We start from the raw sequence: 19,641 nt of genomic DNA on the forward strand, positions 1-19,641 counted from the left end.
TCATCAAGCGCCAGAAAAAGCCAATCGTCGCTATCGTCGCCATCATGCGACGCATCATCGTCGTCGCAAACGCAAGGCTCAGAGACGCTAAATACTGAGTTGATGACAAGGTGGGCTCGACGCCGCGCATCATCGAAAACGTTGACGCGCGCCCTTTGCATGGGCTCTTAAGGGCCGAGACCTTTTTGGCCCGTGATTTTTCCGGCCGGGGCAGGTTCCCCGGCCTTTCTGCGTTCGAGCGATGCGATGATGGACAAGACTTTCGAACCGGCCGCCGTCGAGGCCCGGATCAGCAAGGCCTGGGACGAGGCGCAAGCCTTCAAGGCGGGCAGGGGCGCCGCGCCCGGGGCCGAGCCCTATTGCATCGTGATTCCGCCGCCGAACGTCACCGGCTCGCTGCATATGGGCCACGCGCTCAACAACACGCTCCAGGATGTGCTCTGCCGCTTCGAGCGCCTGCGCGGCAAGGACGTGCTCTGGCAGCCCGGCACGGACCATGCCGGCATCGCGACGCAGATGGTCGTCGAGCGCAAGCTCGCCGCCGAGAACCGCACCGACCGCCGCAGCATGGGCCGCGAGGCCTTCCTCGCCGAGGTCTGGAAGTGGAAGGAGGAGTCGGGCGGGACGATCGTCAACCAGCTCCGCCGCCTCGGCGCGTCCTGCGACTGGTCGCGCGAGCGCTTCACCATGGATGAGGGGCTCTCTGCCGCTGTTCTCAAGGTCTTCGTCGGCCTGCACAAGCAGGGGCTGGTCTACCGCGCAAAGCGGCTGGTGAACTGGGACCCCAAGTTCCAGACCGCGATCTCGGACCTCGAGGTCCTGCAGGTCGAGAAGACCGGCACGTTCAAATGGCAGCGCGGCGGCGAGGACGCGTTCGATGCGGCCAAGCTCGACAAGGCGCTGAGCCGCGACCCGAACGGCCATCTCTACTATTTCAACTATCCGCTCGAAGGCGCGACCTATGACGCCGACGACGCCGCGACCTTCATCACGGTCGCGACGACGCGGCCCGAGACGATGCTGGGCGATACCGGCGTCGCGGTTCATCCCGAGAACGAAACGATAGGCCATCTGATCGGCCGCAAGGCGGTGCTTCCGCTCGTCGGCCGCGTCATCCCGATCTTCGGCGACGATTATGCCGATCCCGAGAAGGGCACCGGCGCGGTCAAGATCACGCCGGCGCATGATTTCAACGATTTCGAGGTCGGCAAGCGCCACCAGCTCGACGTCGTCAACATCCTCGACGGCGAGGCGCGCATCCTGCTCGCCGGCAACGAGGATTTCCTGGCCGGCGCCAAGCCGGAGGCCGAGACGCTTGCGCTCGACGGCGCCGACCGCTTCGTCGCGCGCCGCCGCGTCGTCGAGATGATGGCCGCGCGCGGCCTGCTCGTGAAGGTCGAGCCGAACACCCATACCGTGCCGCATGGAGACCGCTCGGACGTCGTGATCGAGCCCTGGCTGACTGACCAGTGGTATGTCGACGTCAAGCCGCTGGCGCAGCGCTCGATCAAGGCGGTGCAGGACGGGCGGACCAAGTTCACGCCCGAGAATTGGACCAAGGTCTATTACGACTGGCTGGAGAATATCGAGCCCTGGTGCGTCTCGCGCCAGCTCTGGTGGGGGCACCAGATCCCGGCTTGGTACGGGCCGGATGGCGAGGTCTTCGTCGCCGAGTCGGAGGCCGAGGCGCAGACGCTGGCGATGGCGCATTACGGCGACACCGTCGCGCTGACGCGCGACGAGGACGTGCTCGACACCTGGTTCTCCTCGGCGCTCTGGCCGTTCTCGACCCTGGGCTGGCCCGAGCAGACCGCCGAGCTGAAGCACTATTATCCGACGGCGACGCTCGTCACCGCCTTCGACATCATCTTCTTCTGGGTCGGCCGGATGATGATGATGGGCCTCAACTTCATGGACGAGGTGCCGTTCAAGGACGTCTACATCCACGCCATCGTTCGCGACGAGAAGGGCGCGAAGATGTCCAAGTCGAAGGGCAACGTCATCGATCCGCTGACGCTCGTCGACAAATACGGCGCCGACGCGCTGCGCTTCACGCTCAGTGCCATGGCGGCACAGGGCCGCGACATCAAGCTCAGCACGCAGCGCGTCGAGGGCTATCGCAACTTCGCGACCAAGATCTGGAACGCCGCGCGCTTCGCCGAGCTGAACGGCTGCGCCCGCGCGGAAGGCTTCGACCCGGCCGCCGTCAAGCAGCCGCTCAACCGCTGGATCCTGAGCGAGGCAGCGCAGGCGGCCGAGGAGATCGCGGCCGGCATCCCGAGCTTCAGGTTCAACGAGGCGGCGGGCGGCGCCTATCGCTTCGTCTGGAACCAGTTCTGCGACTGGTATCTGGAGCTTGCCAAGCCCGTGCTGCAGGGCGAGGGCGTCGATGCCGCGGCTCGCGCCGAGACGCAGGCTACGGTCGCCTATGTCATCGACCTGATCTGCCAGCTGCTGCACCCGTTCATGCCGTTCCTCACCGAGGAGCTCTGGGCGCAGAAGGCCGAAGCCGGCGCGCCGCGCAAGCTCGCGGAGGGCGATGCCTCGCTGGTCTGCCTGACCCGCTGGCCTGATCTCTCGGCGCTCAAGGACGTGGCGGCGGAGGCCGAGATCGGCTTCGTCGTCGATCTGATCTCGGACATCCGCTCGGTCCGCTCGGAGGTCAATGTGCCGGCCGGCACGCAGGCCCCGCTCGTGCTCGTCAACGCTTCCGATGCGACGCGGGCGACGATCGAGAGCTGGCGCCCGATGATCGAGCGTCTGGCGCGCGTCTCCGACATCGGCTTCGAGACGGCGGCGCCGGCCCAGTCGGCCCAGATCATCGTGCGCGGCGAGGTCGCGGCCCTGCCGCTCGCCGGGCTGATCGACCTCGACGCCGAGCGCTCGCGCCTGACCAAGGAACTGGCCAAGCTCGACCAGGACATCGCGGTCGTCGAGAAGAAGCTCGGCAACCCCGATTTCATGGCGCGCGCGCCGGAGGAGATCGTCGAGGAGAATCGCGATCGCAAGGCGGCGGCAGAGGCCCGCAAGCTCAAGGTCGCGGAGGCTTTGGCGCGGTTGGCCTGACCGGGATATCGCATTCTGGTCACGCCGGTGTCGTCAAATTGACGTTGATCCAAGAGAGGACTCGCATTCTCTCGCGGACCCCGCTTAGATGCGCCCGACGCAAACCCGCCATGCAGAATGCGTGGCGGTACAAGGACCGGCTGTTCAGAACCCATGCTCAAGCGAGCCTATGACTGGTGCGTTTCGTACGCCTCCCATCCTGCCGCCCCGTGGCTGCTTTTCGGCATCACCTTCATCGAAAGCTCGTTCAGTCCGCTGCCGCCGATCCCGCTGCTGATTCCGATGTGCATCGCGCGGCCGGATCGGGCCTGGTTCTATGCCGGCATCTGCTCGCTCGGCGCCGTGCTCGGCGGCTATCTCGGCTATGCGATCGGCGCGCTGCTCTATGAGTCGGTCGGCGCCTGGCTGATCGGCATCTACGGCCTGCAGGACAAGGCTGCGAGCCTGATCGCGACCTCGCAGGACTACTGGTTCTGGGTGCTCGTCACCAAGGGTCTGACGCCGATCCCGTTCAAGATCGTCACGATCATGTCCGGCTTCCTGCATTTCGACCTGTGGAAGTTCACCATCGGCATGGTCGTCTCGCGCGCCAGCTTCTTCCTGATGATCGCGGTGGCGCTGCGCTTCTACGGCGACGACATCCGCATCTTCATCGAGAAGCACCTGCCGATGGTGGCGCTGGCCGTGCTCGTGGTCATCGTCGGCGGTTTCTTCGTGCTGCCGATGGTGCTCTGAGACACCGCTCGACGCTGACCCAGCCTTTTTCCAAAGGCCTCCCTGGAGCCGCCGCCGTGCGGCTCTCAGGGCGAGGGCTCGTATGCCCGCAGCCGCCGACCTCACCGTTACATTACCTCGCCGGCCTCAGTTTTGTGACATCGGCGCAACACCCGTTCGGGATCGGTGCCCGGCGCTGCCCCGACCGCCATAATCGCCGCGAAGCCGCCACAAACGAAGCCCAGCAAAACGCTGCGTTAAGTGCCTGAGATATATCAAAATCGGGGGTAACGCGCGGCGCCTGGAGAGGTTCCGGACGTTTTTCAGGTTTTCAGGGGCGCGATTGCTCCCGGCAGGCATGGCGTGGCACATCTTCGCGCCGTGCTGATCGGGGGACAGGACGAGTGGCGATGGACGGGCGTGTGTACGACAAGTCGAGGCTGCCGAGCCGCCATGTGAGCGTCGGCCCGGCCAAGGCCCCGCACCGTTCCTATTATTACGCGATGGGCATGACCGCGAAGCAGATCGCGCAGCCCTTCGTCGGCGTCGCCTCCTGCTGGAACGAGGCCGCGCCCTGCAACATCTCGCTGATGCGCCAGGCCCAGGCCGTGAAGAAGGGCGTCGCCTCCGCCAGCGGCACGCCGCGCGAGTTCTGCACGATCACCGTGACCGACGGCATCGCCATGGGCCATCAGGGCATGAAGTCCTCGCTCGCCTCGCGCGAGGTCATCGCCGACTCGGTCGAGCTCACTATGCGCGGCCATTGCTACGATGCGCTGGTCGGCCTTGCCGGCTGCGACAAGTCTCTGCCCGGCATGATGATGGCGATGGTGCGCCTCAACGTGCCCTCGATCTTCATCTATGGCGGCTCGATCCTGCCCGGCAATTTCAAGGGCCGTCCGGTGACCGTCCAGGACGTGTTCGAGGCCGTGGGCAAGCATTCGGTCGGCGCCATGTCGGACGAGGACCTGAAGGAGCTGGAGGAGGTCGCTTGCCCGTCCTCGGGTTCCTGCGGCGCCCAGTTCACCGCCAACACCATGGCGACCGTCGCCGAGGCGATCGGTCTCGCGCTGCCCTATAGCTGCGGCGCGCCGGCCCCTTACGATGTCCGCGACACCTTCTGCTACACCGCCGGCGAGATGGTGATGGAGCTGATCGCCCGGAACATCCGCCCGCGCGACATCGTCACCCGCAAGGCGCTGGAGAATGCCGCGATGGTCGTCGCCGCGACCGGCGGCTCGACCAATGGCGCGCTGCACCTGCCGGCGATCGCGCATGAATGCGGCATCGATTTCGACCTGTTCGAGGTCGCCGAGATCTTCAAGAAGACGCCCTATATCGCCGACCTGAAGCCGGGCGGGAAATATGTCGCCAAGGACATGTTCGAGGTCGGCGGCATCCCGCTGGTGATGAAGAGCCTGCTCGATGCCGGCTATCTCCACGGCGACTGCATGACCGTCACCGGCCGCACCATCGCCGAGAACATGGCCTCGGTGAAGTGGAACGACCAGCAGGACGTGGTCTACCGCGCCGACAAGCCGATCACGGTCACGGGCGGCGTCGTCGGCCTGCAGGGCAACCTCGCCCCGGAAGGCGCGATCGTGAAGATCGCCGGCATGCCGGAGGACCAGCTCGTCTTCACCGGCCCGGCCCGCTGCTTCGACCGCGAGGAGGATGCCTTCGAGGCGGTCAAGAACCGGACCTACAATGTCGGCGACGTGCTCGTCATCCGCTACGAGGGCCCCAAGGGCGGCCCCGGCATGCGCGAGATGCTGTCGACCACCGCCGCTCTCTACGGCCAGGGCATGGGCGACAAGGTCGCGCTCATCACCGACGGCCGATTCTCGGGCGCGACCCGCGGCTTCTGCGTCGGCCATGTCGGGCCTGAAGCTGCCGTCGGCGGCCCGATCGGCCTGATCCGCGACGGCGACATCATCGAGCTCGACGCCATCACAGGAAAGCTCGCAGTCCGCCTTTCTGATGCCGAACTTGAAGCGCGTCGTAAGGACTGGAAGCCACGCAAGACCGACTACAATTCCGGCGCGCTGTGGAAATACGCGCAGACCGTCGGCTCCGCCAAAGGCGGTGCCGTCACCCACCCAGGAGGGGCGGCCGAAACCCATTGCTATGCGGATATCTAGCTCAACCATAGCATGCCTGTTCCTGTTGCTGGGCGGCCACCAGGCCGTCCTGGCGCAGGAGATTTCAGGTACGAAGCTGCTGCCGCCGCGTGCCATCCCGGGCGCGGCGCTGCCGGAGCCGGACGATTCCGTCCCGGGTCATGGCGCTGCGGCCATCGCTCCCGCTCCCGATACGCCCACAGCCCATACGGCGCTGCCGCTCGTGCCTTTCACCAGCGCGCGCGACGCCCTGAAGGCCTGGATGCGCGATTCCACCGCCGGCAATAAGGTCGGCGCCGTGCGTGCGCTCGAATACGCGGCCTCGCAGGGCCATCTCACGGCGCAGTACAAGCTCGGCCGGATGTATGCCGGCGGCGAGGGCGTCCCCACCAACGATCTCAAGGCCTTCGAGTATTTCTCGAAGATCGCGGACGAGAATGCCGACGCGATGCCCGGCACGGCCGATGCCCGGCTTGTCGGCAGCGCCTTCGTGGCGCTCGGCAACTATTTCTCGGACGGGATCAAGGGCAGCTATGTGAAGCCCAATCCCGATCGGGCTTTCGACATGTTCCACTACGCCGCTTCCTATTTCGGCGACCCGGACGGCCAGTACAATCTCGCCCGCCTCTACATGACCGGGCAGGGCGCCAGTCGCGACCCGCGCCAGGCGGCGCGCTGGATGAAGCTCGCGGCCGAGAAGGGCCATGCGCCTGCCCGCGCCGCTTTCGGCGAGATGCTGATCCGTGGCGGCGAGGGCGTGCCGCGCCAGCCGGTTCTCGGCCTGATGTGGCTCGCCATGGCGCGCGAAGGCGCCGACCCGGCCCGCGAGGCCTGGATCATCGAGCGGCATGACGTGGCCTTCGCGGCTGCCTCCTCCAGCGACCGCTCGGCGGCGCTGGCCCTGATCGAGCGCCAGAATCTGGTGAACTCGCGCAACAGCGGCACGCCGCAGCACTGAGCTGCAATGCCGTCACTCTCGGGCGATGCGAAGCATCGGCCCGAGGATCTCATGACAATAGGCCGCCGGTTTTCGAGATACTCGGCTCAGGTCCGGGCATGACGGCGGATTGCCGCGCTCAGTGCAGGTCGATCATCACCGGCACATGGTCGGAGGGCTTGTCCCAGCCGCGGACATGCTTGGCGATCTTGACCCCGGAGAGGCGATCCGCCGCCTGTGGCGAAAGCAGCAGGTGGTCGATGCGGATGCCGTTATTCCGCTGCCAGGCGCCGGCTTGATAATCCCAGAAGGTGTAGAGCCCGGGCGCATCGGTCGTGCTGCGCAGGGCCTCGGTCAGGCCCAGATTCGTCAGGCCGCGGAATGCGGAGCGGGTCTGCGGCAGGAAGAGCGCATCGCTGACCCAGGCAGCGGGATCGCGGGCGTCGCGCGGCTCGGGAATGACGTTATAGTCGCCGGCCAGAACCAGCGGCTCCTCATGCTCCATGAGCATCCGGGCATGGGCGGTGAGCCGCTGCATCCAGCCGAGCTTGTAGGGATATTTCTCGGTATTGGGCGGATTGCCGTTCGGCAGGTAGATCGAGGCGACGCGGACCACGCCCTCGCCCAAGGGCAGCACGCCTTCGAGATAGCGCGCCTGCTCGTCGCCATCGTCGCCCGGCAGGCCACGCCGGACATCCTCCAGCCGCGAACGGCTGAGAATCGCGACGCCATTGAAGGTCTTCTGCCCGTGCGTCTCGACCTGCCAGCCGGCCGCCTCGATCTCGGCGCGCGGGAAGTCGGCATCCACGCACTTGATCTCCTGCAGGCAGAGCGCGTCGGGTTCGGCCTCCTTCAGGAAATCGAGGAGATGGCCGAGGCGCTGCCTGACCGAATTGACGTTCCAGGTGGCGATCCGCACGCGATGCTCCGATTCAGGCTGCCGGCTGGATAAAGCGGGACGGCTGCCGCGATGACAAGCCGTTTCCGGCCGAAACGAAAAACTCCCCGCATCGCTGCGGGGGAGTTCTTGTCTGTGATCGCGCTGACGCCTGCTGTCAGGGGCAGGCGCGGACGACGCCGCCCGAGGCGATATAGGTGCCGGTTTCCGGGTTGTAGCTGCGGAAGCGGCGCGAGCAGTAGGCCACCGCGTCGGTATCCTCGACGCTGTAGCCATAGGCGCGCGGCACGGCTGGGGCATAGACCACCGGCGGTTCGACATAGACCGGGGCCGGCGGGGGGTAATAGTAGACCGGCGGCGGGGGCGGGGCCGCGAGCGCGCCGGCGGCAAGCGCGCCGCCGATGATGCCGGCCGCGATGCCGGCGCCGACGGCCGGGCCACGACGATAGCCGCCATAATAGCGCGGGCCGTAGCCGTAGCGGCGGTATTGCACGGTTTCGATGAGGTCGCTGCCCGGCTGCGCAGTCGCGACGGCAGCGGTGGCGGGAGCGAGCGGCGCGGCCGAGGCCGGAAGGGCAAGTAGGGTACCGCCGGCAAGGGCGGCAGCGACGGCGAGCGTCCGGATCATGACGAAACTCCTCTGCGGTACCTGGCGAGCGGAACTCCGCATGTTCCCCCGTTTGGATCTGAATGTAGCGGTCCGGTGACCACAGGGGAAGCTAGCAGTCAATCCCGGCATAAATGGGCCGTCACGCTCCCGTCGCTTTTGCGCTCGAAAGCAATGTCGAAGTGCTTGCGCGGGCGAAATTTCCTCGCCATCTAGCGTTGCACCGCACACCGCACCTGACCGAAGGACCGAGACCGACCATGGCGCAACCGCGCGACCCGTCCGCCCAGCCCGCCGAGCTCGGTCCCCTGAGGCCGCTGCCGGCCATCATCTTCAGCTCGCGCTGGCTGCAGCTGCCGCTCTATATCGGCCTCATCGTGGCGCAGTGCGTCTATGTCTTCCTGTTCCTCAAGGAGCTCTGGCACCTCGTCACCCACGCCTTCGATTTCAGCGAGCAGCAGATCATGCTGGTCGTGCTCGGGCTGATCGACGTGGTGATGATCTCGAACCTGCTGATCATGGTGATCGTCGGCGGCTACGAGACCTTCGTCTCGCGCCTGCGGCTGCAGGGCCATCCCGACCAGCCGGAATGGCTGAGCCATGTCAATGCGAGCGTGCTCAAGATCAAGCTCGCCATGGCGATCATCGGCATCTCGTCGATCCATCTGCTCAGGACCTTCATCGAGGCCGGCAATATCGGTATCGCCGGCAAGACGGCGAACTATACGGAAGCCGGCGTGCTGCTGCAGACGCTGATCCATGTCGTCTTCATCCTCTCGGCCATCGGCATCGCCTGGGTCGACAAGATGACGACGACCCCCGGCAAGGGGCACTGACCGAGGCAGGCCAGAAACAGAAACGCCCCGCCAGACCGGCGGGGCGTTTTGCGTTTCGGAGGCTGCTGTTCTTTGGCAGAACGGTTCTGTCATCCCGGACAAGCTGCGTAGCAGCGCCGCTCCGGGATCCATCGTAGAGTTCCGGAGGCCTTCGATGGATCCCGGGGCAAGCCCGGGATGACGTCCGGTTTCCGAGGAAACCTAGCGGCGTTCGGGGCTGCCTGAGCGGACTTACTGTCCGCGCCCGCTGCGGGCAGCGAAGCGGATCGCTTCCTCGGCGGCGCGGAACAGGGCCTTGGCCTTGTTGATGCACTCCTCCTGCTCGGAGGCCGGGTTCGAATCATAGACGATGCCGGCGCCGGCCTGGACATGCATGCGCCCGTCCTTGACCACCGCTGTGCGCAGCAGGATGCAGGTATCCATCTCGCCATTGGCGCCGAAATAGCCGATGCAGCCGGCATAGGCGCCACGCGCATCGCGCTCCAGCTCGTCGATGATCTCCATCGCCCGGACCTTCGGCGCGCCGGAAACCGTCCCGGCCGGGAAGCCGGCGATCAGCGCGCCGAGCGAATCGTGCTTCGGGTCGATCCTGCCTTCGACGTTAGAGACGATGTGCATCACCTGGCTGTAGCGCTCGATGAAGAACGAATCGGTGACCTTGACCGTGCCGATCTCGGCGACGCGGCCGACATCGTTGCGGCCGAGATCGAGCAGCATCAGGTGCTCGGCGCGCTCCTTCGGATCGGCCAGCAGCTCTTCGGCGAGAGCATTGTCCTCGGCCTCGGTCGCGCCGCGCCGGCGCGTGCCGGCGATCGGCCGGATCGTGACGGTGTCGTCGCGCAGACGAACCAGGATCTCGGGGCTCGAGCAGACGATCTGGAAGTCGCCGAAATCGAGATAGCAGAGGAACGGCGCCGGATTGACCCGCCGCAGCGCCCGGTAGAGCGCGAAGGGCGGCAGGGCGAAAGGCGCCTCGAAGCGCTGCGACAGCACGACCTGGAAGATGTCGCCGGCGCGGATATATTCCTTCGCCTTGTCGACCATCTCCAGATATTCGGCTTCGCTCGTGTTCGAAGTGGTCGCCGGGACCGGCAGGTTGGCGATGTCGATCTCGGCCTCGGCGGGGAGGGCGCCTTCCAGCGCCCGCACCACGGCCTCCAGCCGCTCCTGCGCCCGCTCATAGGCATGGCGCGCGCCGACGCCGGGCATGTGCCGGACGGGCGTCACGACATGGATCTCGTCGCGCACCGCGTCGAACACCACCATCAGCGTCGGCCGCGTCAGGATGGCGTCGGGCACGCCGGTGCCGGTCTCCTTCGGCTCGGGCAGGCGCTCCATCAGGCGCACCATGTCGTAGCCGAGATAGCCGAAGACGCCCGACGCCATCGGCGGCAGCCCCTCGGCCTCCGGAATGGCGCTCTCTTCGAGCAGGGCGCGCAGGCTCTCGAAGGCCGGGCGCGGATCGTCGAGGAAGGTCTCGCCCAGCGCGGTGCGGCAAAGCGAGGCCTGCCCGTGATGGCAGCGCCAGATCAGGTCCGGCTCCAGCCCGATCATCGAATAGCGGCCGCGCACGGCGCCGCCTTCGACCGATTCGAGCAGGAAGGCCGGGCCGGTCGTGGCATGGCGCAGCTTCAGGAAGGCGGCGACCGGCGTCTCGCAATCGCCGACCAGCACCTGCCGCAGCAATTGCGGGGCGCCGGTCTCGTAGGTCTGCGCGAAGTGCTCGAACTCCTGAAGCGGCTGCATCGTCAGTTCTGCGCTCCGCCGGTCGCGTTGCGGAAGTTGGCCTCGTTGATGCTGACGCCAAGCTCGGCCTGCCGCTTCGCGACATACTGGAGCATGATGTCCTCGCTCACGCTCGACGACAGCAGGCGCTCGAAATTGCCAGCCTCCTGCGTGGTGCGGACGTAAGGCGCGACGGTGGCCGAATCGACCTTGAACAGGATGCGCCCGCCATCCGGCGTCGCGGCGGAACCGCTCTTGCCCACGGCGGTGCCGAAGAGCTGCGCGACGACCGTGCCCGGCAGCTCCTGGCGCTGGTCCTGCCGGCCGATATCCGCCGCCGTCTCGATCGTGAGATTCGCCGAGGCCGCGACCGCGTCGAAGCTCTCGCCCTTGTCGAGACGCTCGATGAGCTCGCGCGCCTTGGCCGAAAGCCGCGTGGCCGATTCGTCGGCGCGCCACTGCTTCTCGACCTCGGCCTTGACCTCGTCGAAGGCGCGCTCGCGCGCCGGGTCGATCTTGGTGACATCGAACCAGACATAGCCGGTGTCGCGGGGCAGGCGGAGCGCCTCGTTGTCGACGCCGATATCGGAGCGGAAGATCGCCTGGAGCGTGCTGTCGCCGCCGGGCAGGGCCTCCTCACGCGAGCCGTCGGGACGCGAGAGGCTCGCGCTCATCGGACCGGCCGTGCGCAGCGTGAGGCCGAGCTCCTTGGCAATCTCGGCGAGCGGCCGGGCCGAGGCGCGCTGGTCCTCGATCTTGTCGTGCAGCTCGGTGATCCGGCTGGCGGCGCGGCTCGTCGCCAGCTCCTGCCTGACCTCGGCCGCGACCTCCTCGAACGGGCGCACATGCGCGCTCTCGACCTTGGTCACGCGCAGCAGCACCGTGGCGAAGGAGCCCTTCACCGGCGCGCTGACGCCACCCTCTTCGAGGGCGAAGGCCGCATCGCGCACGACGGGATCGATCATCTGGTCACGGGTGAAGGTGCCCAGCGTCAGGTCGTTGAAGGCGACGTTCCGCTCTGTCGCGATCTCGTCGAAGGTCTCGCCGCCGTCGATCTTGGCCTTGGCGGCCTTGGCCTCCTCCTCGTTCGGGAAGGGAATCTGCTGGATGGTGCGGGTCTCGACCGCGGTGAAGCGCTGGGCCTTGGTCGCCTCGTAGCGGGCCTTGGCCTCTTCGTCGGTGATCTTCGCGGGATCGGCCAGCGTTTCGGCAGTGATCGCGAGGATGGCGGCCGTGCGGAACTCCGGCGCGCGGAAGGCGATCTTGCGGTCGTTGAAGAAGCTCTTCAGCTGGTCCTCGGTCGGCGCAGGGATTTCGCCGGCGGCGCTCGCAGGCATCCGCGCGAAGGTGATGGCGCGCTTCTCGTTGCGCAGGCGGTTGCCGACTTCCTGCAGCGCGAGCGGGGCGGCGAGGCCGCCGACGACCATCTCCGAAAGCTGCTGGCGCAGGATCGTCGAGCGCTGGAGCGCGACATAGCTCTGCTCGGTATAGCCGTTCGTGCGCAGGAGCTCATTGAAACGGGCCGCGGAGAACTGGCCTGAGGCATCGCGGAAGACCTGATCGTCGAAGATCAGGTTGCGGATGGTCTCATCGGAGACCGCGAGGCGCATGCCTTGCGCCGTCTGGTCGAGCGTCGCCTCGGTGAGCAGGCGCGACAGCACCTGACGGTCGAGGCCGAGCGCGCGCGCCATCTCCGGCGAGATCTGCCGGCGCTGCTGGCGGATCAGGTTCTGGATCTCGTTCTGATAGGTCGTGCGCATCTGCTCGAGGCTGATCTCGGTCTTGCCGACCTTGGCTACCTCGTTGCGGCCATAGCCGCGGAAGATGTCGCCCACGCCCCAGATGGCGAAGGAGATGATGAGGAAGCCGAACATGATGGCGATCACGATCTTCCCGAGGAGACCCTGACCCGCCTTGCGGATGCCCTGCATCATCATCGAAGCCGTCTTTCCCTGAACCTGTCCGTGGCGCGGAAACAGGCCCGCGCGCGTATTTGTCGGCGCTGCTTATAGGAACCGGCGGCGAAAGCCGCAATCGCCGTCGCGGTCACGATGCCGCTTCGCACGCGATTGCGGCGCCGGCCGGGCGTTGCTAGAGCCAGAACAGCTGATTTCAGGAGGATCGACGTGACGCGCAGCATCAAGCCGCTGGTGGCCGGCAACTGGAAGATGAACGGCCTGAAGGCCGACCTCGCCATCGCGGCCGAAGTGGCCAGGGGCTACGACACCGCGCTGAAGCCCGATGTCGACCTCGCGATCTGCCCGCCCGCCAGCCTGCTCTTCGCCGCGACCGCCGCCCTGATCGGCTCGCGCATCGCCACCGGCGGGCAGGATTGCAGCACGCAGGCCTCCGGCGCCTTCACCGGCGAGGTTTCCGCCGCGATGCTGGCCGACGCCGGTGCAAGCTTCTGCATCGTCGGCCATTCCGAGCGCCGCACGCTGCATGGCGAGAGCAACGCCACGGTAAAGGCCAAGGCCGAGGCCGCGCAGAAGGCGCTGCTGGTGCCGATCGTCTGCGTCGGAGAGACCAAGGACGAGCGCGAGGCCGGCAAGGCGCTCGCCGTCGTCAAGAAGCAATTGCGCGGTTCCGTGCCGGATGGCGCGACGGCCGCCACGCTCGTCGTCGCCTATGAGCCGGTCTGGGCGATCGGCACCGGCTTGACGCCGACGGCGGCCGATGTGGCCGAGATGCATGAGGCGATCCGGGCCGAGCTCGGCCGCCTGCTCGGCAAGCAGGCGGCTGCCGGCGTGCGCCTGCTCTATGGCGGCTCGGTGAAGCCCTCGAACGCTGCCGAGCTGATGAATGTCGCCCATGTCGACGGCGCGCTCGTCGGCGGCGCCAGCCTCAAGGCCGAGGAATTCCTGGCGATCGCCCGCGCCTGCGCCGGCTGAGCACTCCCGCGTGAATAGGCCGGCGCGCAGGGGTGGCGCTGCCGGCCCACGCATGTTATGTGCCCGCCGAATTCGCCTCGATCTTCGAGGAGGAGCGGGTGGCCCTTGGCGGCGGCCCGCGCCATGCCCATTTTCGTGAGACCATGCAGAACGTTCTCATCGTCATTCACCTGATCATCGTCGTCGCGCTCGTCGGCGTCGTGCTTTTGCAGCGCTCCGAAGGCGGCGGCCTCGGCATGGGTTCGGGCGGCGGAGGCGGCGTCGGCGGCTTCATGACCGGCCGCGGCCAGGCCAACGCCCTGACGCGGGCGACGGCGATCCTCGCCGGCCTGTTCTTCCTGACCTCGATCGTGCTCGCGGTGATGGCCAATACCGGCCGCACCCAGCGCTCGATCATCGACGGCGCGCCTGCGACCTCGGCCCCGGCTACGCCCGGCGCGCCGGCCGGCCCGAGCGCCCCGAATGCCGGCGGCGTGCTCGACCAGCTGCGCCAGATGCAGAACCAGAATCAGGGCGGCGCACAGCCGCCGACGCCGCCAGCGGCGCCGCAGCAGTAACCAGGGCAGGGCCGGGAAACCGGCCCTTCTCTTTTGATATGAGAGAGGCCGGGCGACCGGCCTTCTCTTTTGTGGACAAGCGCGCAGGGCAAGGCGGGACTGCTCAGAACGCGCTTAGCGAATCGAACCCGTGGCGATAGAGGTGACCTCCCATGACGCGGTATGTTTTCATCACCGGCGGCGTGGTGTCCTCGCTTGGCAAAGGCCTGGCGGCGGCGGCTCTCGCAGCCCTTCTCCAGGCGCGCGGCCATACGGTCCGCCTGCGCAAGCTCGACCCCTACCTGAACGTCGATCCGGGCACGATGAGCCCGTATCAGCACGGTGAGGTCTTCGTCACCGACGACGGCGCCGAGACCGATCTCGACCTCGGCCATTACGAGCGCTTCACCGGCCGGCCCTGCAACAAGGGCGACAACATCACCACCGGCCGCATCTACATGGACATCCTGACCAAGGAGCGCCGGGGCGACTATCTCGGCGCGACCATTCAGGTCGTCCCGCATGTCACCAACGCCATCAAGGAATTCATCCTCACCGGCAACGAAGGCTACGACTTCACGCTGGTCGAGATCGGCGGCACGGTCGGCGACATCGAGAGCCTGCCGTTCCTCGAAGCCATCCGCCAGACCAATCAGCAGCTCCCGCGCGGCCAGTGCATCTTCGTGCACCTGACGCTGCTGCCCTATATCCCGACGGCCGGCGAATTGAAGACCAAGCCGACCCAGCATTCGGTCGCCGAATTGCGCTCGATCGGCATCCAGCCCGACATCCTGCTCTGCCGTACCGACCGCGAGATTCCGCGCGAGGAACGCCGCAAGCTGGCGCTGTTCTGCAATGTCCGCGAGACCGCCGTGATCGAGGCCCGCGACGTCGCCTCGATCTATGACGTGCCGCTTTCCTATCACGCGGAGGGGCTCGACACCGAGGTGCTCGCCGCCTTCGGGATGGATGCCAAGCCGGAGCCCGACGTCACCGGCTGGAAGCGCATCTCCGAGCGCGTGAAGAACCCCGAGGGCGAAGTCACCATCGCCGTCGTCGGCAAATATACCGGCATGAAGGACGCCTATAAGTCCCTCATCGAGGCGCTGACTCATGGCGGCATCGCCAACAACGTGAAGGTCAATCTCGACTGGATCGAGTCCGAGGTCTTCGAAAAGGAGGACCCGGCGCCCTTCCTCGAGCATGTCCACGGCATCCTCGTGCCCGGCGGCTTCGGCCATCGCGGCGCCGAGGGCAAGATCAAGGCGGCGACCTTCGCGCGCAACCGCAAGGTGCCCTATTTCGGCATCTGCTTCGGCATGCAGATGGCGGTGATCGAGGCGGCGCGTTCGCTCGCCGGCATCGCGGACGCCAATTCGACCGAGTTCGGCCCGACGCAGGAGCCGGTCGTTGGCCTGATGACCGAATGGATGCGCGGCAACGAGCTGGAGCAGCGCGCGGCCGGCGGCAACCTCGGCGGCACGATGCGGCTCGGCGCCTATGCCTCGACGCTCGCGGCCGGCTCGAAGATCGCGGAAATCTACGGCTCGACCGAGATCTCCGAGCGCCATCGCCACCGCTACGAGGTGAACATGGGCTATCGCGAGAAGCTGGAGGCGAAGGGCATGCGCTTCGCCGGCCTCTCGCCGGACGGCTTGCTGCCTGAGACGGTCGAATACCCCGACCATCCCTGGTTCATCGGCGTGCAGTACCACCCCGAGCTGAAGTCCCGCCCGTTCGAGCCGCACCCGCTCTTCGCCAGCTTCATCGAGGCGGCGAAGGCCCAGAGCCGCCTGGTCTGATTTCGTCGAAGGCTCCGGGGGCGCATCCTCTCTTTGAATGACGGCTTGTGCCGGTCTCCTGTTACCCTGAGAATAAGCTGCTTCGCCGACCTGTGGTCGGCGCGGCGGCACAGGGCAGGGGGCAGGGCGCATGACGATCTCGATGGCGGGCCTGCCCGCGTTCCTTCTCTATTTCGTCGTCGGTGCGGCCCTGATCGCCGCTTTCGTCGCGGTCTATCTGCGCATGACCGCCCATGACGAGATCGCCCTGATCCGCGGCGGCAATCTCTCGGCGGCGGTCGCGCTCGGCGGCAACACGGTCGGCTTTTCCCTGCCGCTGGAGCAGGCGATCTCGCAGGCCAGCAGCATTCCCGACTGCGTGCTCTGGGCTGTCGCGGCGATGATCATCCAGTTCGCGGCCTATGGCCTGGCACGGCTGCTGATTCCGGAACTGTCGCGGAAGATCGAGGAGGATCGCCTGCCCTCCGCGGTCATGCTCGCCGTGATCGCCGTCGTATCCGGGACGCTGGCTGCGGCCAGCATGACGGAGTGAGGCGACCATGAAACGCTCCTCGCAGATCGGGCTCGCGGCCGCAGGCGTCCTCCTCGTTGCCACCGTCTGGTCGATGACCGACGACGACCCGCAGGAGAACCTCGTCTATGACAGCCTGAGCGATTGCCGGGTGGCCGGGCAGCTCAGCGCGCAGCAATGCGAGACCGCCTTCTCGGAAGCGAGCGCCGCGCGGCTCAAGGATGCGCCGAAATTCCAGAGCCAGAGCGCCTGCGAGGCGCAGTACGGCGCCAATGGCTGCGGCTCTGCGACGATCGGTGGCGCGCAATATTTCATCCCGGCATTGGCTGGCTTCATGCTGGCGCGCGGCCTCTCCGGCGGTCAGGCTCAGGCGCAACCCCTGATGCCGCCGACCACCTCGGCCTGCCCGCCGGGCTCGACGCAGCCCGAATGCCAGCAGGCGCGCTCGTCCTCCTCCAGTTCGTCGGGCGGCTCCTATGGCGGCAGCAGCAGCCGCTCGCGCGCCTATTCGACGACGACCGGGAGCAAGGTCACCGCGGCCTTCGCCGGAGGCGCGCGTGGCGGCAGCGTCTCGACGCCCGGCACCTCCTCGCGCGGCGGCTTCGGCTCGACCGCGCGGTCCTATTCTTCGCATTCCTCGTCCTGAGATGCGCCGCGTCACGCTTCCGCCGCGGCCGGACTGGGTCGAGCAGGTCGAGCGCCTGGGTTTCGCCTTTCACACCATCGACGGCGAGACCTATTGGGACGAGAGCGCGGCCATCGCCTTCACGCTGGAGGAGATCGAGCGCGATATCGAGGGACCGACCGAGGCGATCGAGCAGCTCTGCTTCGCCTTCATCGAGAAGGCGCTCGACCACGAGGAGCTCCTGACGAAGCTTGCAATTCCCGCCGAGCACTGGGATTACATCCGGAGTAGCTGGCAGCGTGGCGAGCGCAATCTCTACGGCCGGCTCGACCTCGCCTATGACGGGCGCGGGCCAGCGAAGCTGCTCGAATACAATGCCGACACGCCGACCGCCCTGTTCGAATCGAGCGTCGTGCAATGGGACTGGCTGGAGCAGGCGATGGCCCGTGGAGCGATTCCGAAGGGCTCCGACCAGTTCAACTCGCTGCACGAGCGTCTGATCGCCGCCTTCAAGGGCCTGCGCGAGCCTTCGCCCTACCGCCTGCACCTGACCTGCGTGCAGGGCAGCCCCGAGGACAAGGGCACGGTCGACTATCTCACCGATTGCGCCGCGCAGGCCGGGCTTGATGCCCGCTTCACCTATATCGAGGAGCTTGGCCTCCTCACCGACGGGCGCTTCTGCGATGGCGCCAACCAGCCGATCGAGGCCTTGTTCAAGCTCTATCCCTGGGAATGGATGTTCCGCGAGAGCTACGGCAAGGCGCTCAGCCGTTCGGGCTGCCAGTTCATCGAACCGCCCTGGAAGGCGATTCTCTCCAACAAGGGCCTGCTCGCCTGCCTCTGGGAGATGGAGCCCGGCCACCCCAACCTGCTGCCGGCTTTCTTCGAGGGCGATCCGCGCTGCGCGACGCTCTCGGCCCGGCATGTGCGCAAGCCGCTCTATTCGCGCGAGGGCGCCAATGTCACGCTCATGGAGCGCGGCCTCGTGCTCGACAGCGACGACGGCCCCTATGGCGCCGAGGGCCATGTCCTGCAGGATGCCGCGACCAACATGTTCTCGGCGGATGGGAAATATGCCGTGCTCGGCTCCTGGCTCGTCGCCTCGCAGGCCTGCGGGCTCTGCGTCCGCGAGGATGCCTCGCCGATCACCAAGAACACCTCGCGCTTCCTGCCGCACTATATCGAGCCCTGAACGCGGCGCGACATGACCGCGCCCTGATCTGTGCTAGCCTTGGGCTCCGATACGCCTGTCGACGGAGCCTGCCATGCCTGCAAACGCCTCAACGCCCCGCGGTCTCGACCATCTCGTCATCGGCGTCCGCGATCTCGATGCCGCCTGGCATTTCTACGAGAAGCTCGGCTTCCGCGTCGGCGCCCGCAACCGCCATCCCTGGGGCACCGAGAACCGGATCGTGCAGTTTCCGGGCTCCTTCCTCGAGCTGGTGACGATCGCCGACGATGCCGCCATCCCGCCGCATGGCGAGCGGCGCTTCTCCTTCGGCGCCTTCGTGCGCGAGGCGCTGGCCGGGCAGGGCGAGGGGCTCTCGATGCTGGTGCTGGAGAGCACCGACGCCAAGGCCGATGCCGCTGCCTTCAAGGCGCAGGGCATCGGCGATTTCGAGCCGTTCTTCTTCGAGCGCCGGGCCCGGCGCCCGGATGGCAGCGATGTCCGCGTCGCCTTCGAACTCGCCTTCGCCGCCGATTCGCGCGCGCCGGAATGCGGTTTCTTCGTCTGCCAGCAATTCGAGCCGCAGAACTTCTGGAATCCGGAATTCCAGCATCATCCGAACGGCGCCACCGCACTCTCCGCCGTCGTGATGCTGGCGGAGGAGCCGGCCTTCCACCGCGCCTTCCTCTCGGCTTTCAGCGGCGGCGCCGAGGTGCTGGAGGGCAACGAGGATTATGTCCTTGCCCTGCCGCGCGGGCGCATCGACGTGCTCGATCCCGAGGCGGCGCAGGGCGCCTATCATGTCGAGCCGGATACGACGCCGGCCCGTTTCCTCGGCTTCTGCGTCTCGGTGCCCGATCTCGAAGCCGTGGCCGCGCGCCTGACTGAGAATGAAGTGTCGTTCCAGCGTGGCGAGGAGCGGCTCTTCGTGCCGGCCGAAGAGGCGTTCGGCTGCATGGTGGCGTTCGAGCAGGGGTGAAGGAGCGGCAGTTCGCCCGGCACCACCTCTGTCATTCCGGGGCGCGCCGTAGGCGCGAACCCGGAACCCACGACTGGGCAGGACATCCAAGACCCGATTGCAGGCGGCTCACCCGGTCGTGGGTTCCGGGTTCTTCGCTTTGCGAAGCCCCGGAATTGTCTGTTTGAGTTTTGGTATTGTTGTGTGGTTCCGCGGAAGCGGTATGCCTGGTCCGGCTGGCCGGCCG

At 67.0% G+C, this 19,641-nt stretch carries 16 protein-coding genes; 12 read left to right on the forward strand and 4 right to left on the reverse strand.

Going from position 1 to position 19,641, the window contains the following annotated elements:
* The first annotated feature begins 246 nt into the window (after positions 1–246).
* From WFK61_RS25560 to WFK61_RS25575, 4 genes are all read left to right on the forward strand, one after another.
* Positions 247–3,066 carry a valine--tRNA ligase gene (locus WFK61_RS25560; protein WP_336814866.1) on the forward strand — a complete coding sequence of 940 codons (2,820 nt, stop codon included), beginning with the start codon at positions 247–249 and terminating at the stop codon, positions 3,064–3,066.
* Positions 3,067–3,219: 153 nt separating this feature from the next.
* Complete coding sequence (locus tag WFK61_RS25565) at positions 3,220–3,801, forward strand: YqaA family protein (RefSeq protein WP_336814867.1); 582 nt, start codon at positions 3,220–3,222, stop codon at positions 3,799–3,801.
* Between the two features lie 389 nt (positions 3,802–4,190).
* A complete protein-coding gene (gene ilvD / locus WFK61_RS25570; RefSeq protein WP_257733043.1) occupies positions 4,191–5,921 on the forward strand; it encodes a dihydroxy-acid dehydratase in 1,731 nt (576 codons plus the stop codon).
* 154 nt (positions 5,922–6,075) lie between these two features.
* Positions 6,076–6,858, forward strand: a complete 783-nt coding sequence (locus WFK61_RS25575; protein WP_336814879.1) for a tetratricopeptide repeat protein — start codon at positions 6,076–6,078, stop codon at positions 6,856–6,858.
* A gap of 118 nt (positions 6,859–6,976) precedes the next feature.
* On the opposite strand, the gene xth is transcribed toward WFK61_RS25575, so the two are convergent.
* Together xth and WFK61_RS25585 are read right to left on the reverse strand one after the other, a co-directional pair.
* Positions 6,977–7,756, reverse strand: coding sequence for an exodeoxyribonuclease III (gene xth, locus WFK61_RS25580; RefSeq protein ID WP_336814868.1), 780 nt, complete (start codon positions 7,754–7,756; stop codon positions 6,977–6,979).
* Between the two features lie 136 nt (positions 7,757–7,892).
* Complete coding sequence (locus tag WFK61_RS25585) at positions 7,893–8,363, reverse strand: BA14K family protein (RefSeq protein WP_336814869.1); 471 nt, start codon at positions 8,361–8,363, stop codon at positions 7,893–7,895.
* A 239-nt stretch (positions 8,364–8,602) separates the two neighbouring features.
* Here WFK61_RS25585 and WFK61_RS25590 point away from each other — a divergent pair, with 239 nt between their 5' ends.
* The gene (locus WFK61_RS25590; protein ID WP_336814870.1) at positions 8,603–9,178 is read left to right on the forward strand and encodes a TIGR00645 family protein; all 576 of its coding nucleotides are present in this window, start codon (positions 8,603–8,605) and stop codon (positions 9,176–9,178) included.
* Between the two features lie 231 nt (positions 9,179–9,409).
* Here the strand turns inward: WFK61_RS25590 and trpE are convergent, their stop codons facing one another.
* Together trpE and WFK61_RS25600 are read right to left on the reverse strand one after the other, a co-directional pair.
* Complete coding sequence (gene trpE / locus WFK61_RS25595) at positions 9,410–10,924, reverse strand: anthranilate synthase component I (RefSeq protein WP_336814871.1); 1,515 nt, start codon at positions 10,922–10,924, stop codon at positions 9,410–9,412.
* Positions 10,925–10,926: 2 nt separating this feature from the next.
* The gene (locus WFK61_RS25600; protein ID WP_336814872.1) at positions 10,927–12,840 is read right to left on the reverse strand and encodes a peptidylprolyl isomerase; all 1,914 of its coding nucleotides are present in this window, start codon (positions 12,838–12,840) and stop codon (positions 10,927–10,929) included.
* 189 nt (positions 12,841–13,029) lie between these two features.
* Here WFK61_RS25600 and tpiA point away from each other — a divergent pair, with 189 nt between their 5' ends.
* The 7 genes from tpiA (at position 13,030) to WFK61_RS25635 (ending at position 19,415) form a co-directional block, all read left to right on the forward strand.
* Positions 13,030–13,794 (forward strand): triose-phosphate isomerase, encoded by a 765-nt coding sequence (gene tpiA, locus WFK61_RS25605; protein ID WP_336814873.1) that lies wholly within the window; start codon positions 13,030–13,032, stop codon positions 13,792–13,794.
* Positions 13,795–13,937: 143 nt separating this feature from the next.
* Complete coding sequence (gene secG, locus WFK61_RS25610; RefSeq protein ID WP_257733041.1) at positions 13,938–14,351, forward strand: preprotein translocase subunit SecG; 414 nt, start codon at positions 13,938–13,940, stop codon at positions 14,349–14,351.
* A gap of 152 nt (positions 14,352–14,503) precedes the next feature.
* Positions 14,504–16,132 carry a CTP synthase gene (locus tag WFK61_RS25615; RefSeq protein WP_336814874.1) on the forward strand — a complete coding sequence of 543 codons (1,629 nt, stop codon included), beginning with the start codon at positions 14,504–14,506 and terminating at the stop codon, positions 16,130–16,132.
* A gap of 130 nt (positions 16,133–16,262) precedes the next feature.
* Entirely contained in the window at positions 16,263–16,664 is a 402-nt protein-coding gene (locus tag WFK61_RS25620; RefSeq protein WP_336814875.1) for a DUF350 domain-containing protein, read from the forward strand.
* 7 nt (positions 16,665–16,671) lie between these two features.
* On the forward strand, positions 16,672–17,289 hold the full coding sequence (locus WFK61_RS25625; RefSeq protein ID WP_336814876.1) for a DUF1190 domain-containing protein: 618 nt from the start codon (positions 16,672–16,674) through the stop codon (positions 17,287–17,289).
* Position 17,290: 1 nt separating this feature from the next.
* Complete coding sequence (locus tag WFK61_RS25630; protein WP_336814877.1) at positions 17,291–18,460, forward strand: glutathionylspermidine synthase family protein; 1,170 nt, start codon at positions 17,291–17,293, stop codon at positions 18,458–18,460.
* Positions 18,461–18,533: 73 nt separating this feature from the next.
* Positions 18,534–19,415 carry a VOC family protein gene (locus tag WFK61_RS25635; protein WP_336814878.1) on the forward strand — a complete coding sequence of 294 codons (882 nt, stop codon included), beginning with the start codon at positions 18,534–18,536 and terminating at the stop codon, positions 19,413–19,415.
* Positions 19,416–19,641: the final 226 nt, after the last annotated feature.

The organism is Allobosea sp. MMO-172 (genome assembly GCF_037147855.1).
Taxonomy (GTDB): Bacteria; Pseudomonadota; Alphaproteobacteria; order Rhizobiales; family Beijerinckiaceae; genus Allobosea.

What these genes read in the sequence shown, in the direction of transcription:
- WFK61_RS25600 (WP_336814872.1), bottom strand. Translation starts at nt 12,840, where the DNA reads ATGATGATGCAGGGCATCCGCAAGGCGGGTCAGGGTCTCCTCGGGAAG.
- WFK61_RS25635 (WP_336814878.1), top strand. Translation starts at nt 18,534, where the DNA reads ATGCCTGCAAACGCCTCAACGCCCCGCGGTCTCGACCATCTCGTCATC.
- ilvD (WP_257733043.1), top strand. Translation starts at nt 4,191, where the DNA reads ATGGACGGGCGTGTGTACGACAAGTCGAGGCTGCCGAGCCGCCATGTG.
- WFK61_RS25615 (WP_336814874.1), top strand. Translation starts at nt 14,504, where the DNA reads ATGACGCGGTATGTTTTCATCACCGGCGGCGTGGTGTCCTCGCTTGGC.
- WFK61_RS25590 (WP_336814870.1), top strand. Translation starts at nt 8,603, where the DNA reads ATGGCGCAACCGCGCGACCCGTCCGCCCAGCCCGCCGAGCTCGGTCCC.
- secG (WP_257733041.1), top strand. Translation starts at nt 13,938, where the DNA reads ATGCAGAACGTTCTCATCGTCATTCACCTGATCATCGTCGTCGCGCTC.
- trpE (WP_336814871.1), bottom strand. Translation starts at nt 10,924, where the DNA reads ATGCAGCCGCTTCAGGAGTTCGAGCACTTCGCGCAGACCTACGAGACC.
- WFK61_RS25625 (WP_336814876.1), top strand. Translation starts at nt 16,672, where the DNA reads ATGAAACGCTCCTCGCAGATCGGGCTCGCGGCCGCAGGCGTCCTCCTC.
- WFK61_RS25560 (WP_336814866.1), top strand. Translation starts at nt 247, where the DNA reads ATGATGGACAAGACTTTCGAACCGGCCGCCGTCGAGGCCCGGATCAGC.
- WFK61_RS25565 (WP_336814867.1), top strand. Translation starts at nt 3,220, where the DNA reads ATGCTCAAGCGAGCCTATGACTGGTGCGTTTCGTACGCCTCCCATCCT.
- WFK61_RS25620 (WP_336814875.1), top strand. Translation starts at nt 16,263, where the DNA reads ATGACGATCTCGATGGCGGGCCTGCCCGCGTTCCTTCTCTATTTCGTC.
- WFK61_RS25630 (WP_336814877.1), top strand. Translation starts at nt 17,291, where the DNA reads ATGCGCCGCGTCACGCTTCCGCCGCGGCCGGACTGGGTCGAGCAGGTC.
- WFK61_RS25585 (WP_336814869.1), bottom strand. Translation starts at nt 8,363, where the DNA reads ATGATCCGGACGCTCGCCGTCGCTGCCGCCCTTGCCGGCGGTACCCTA.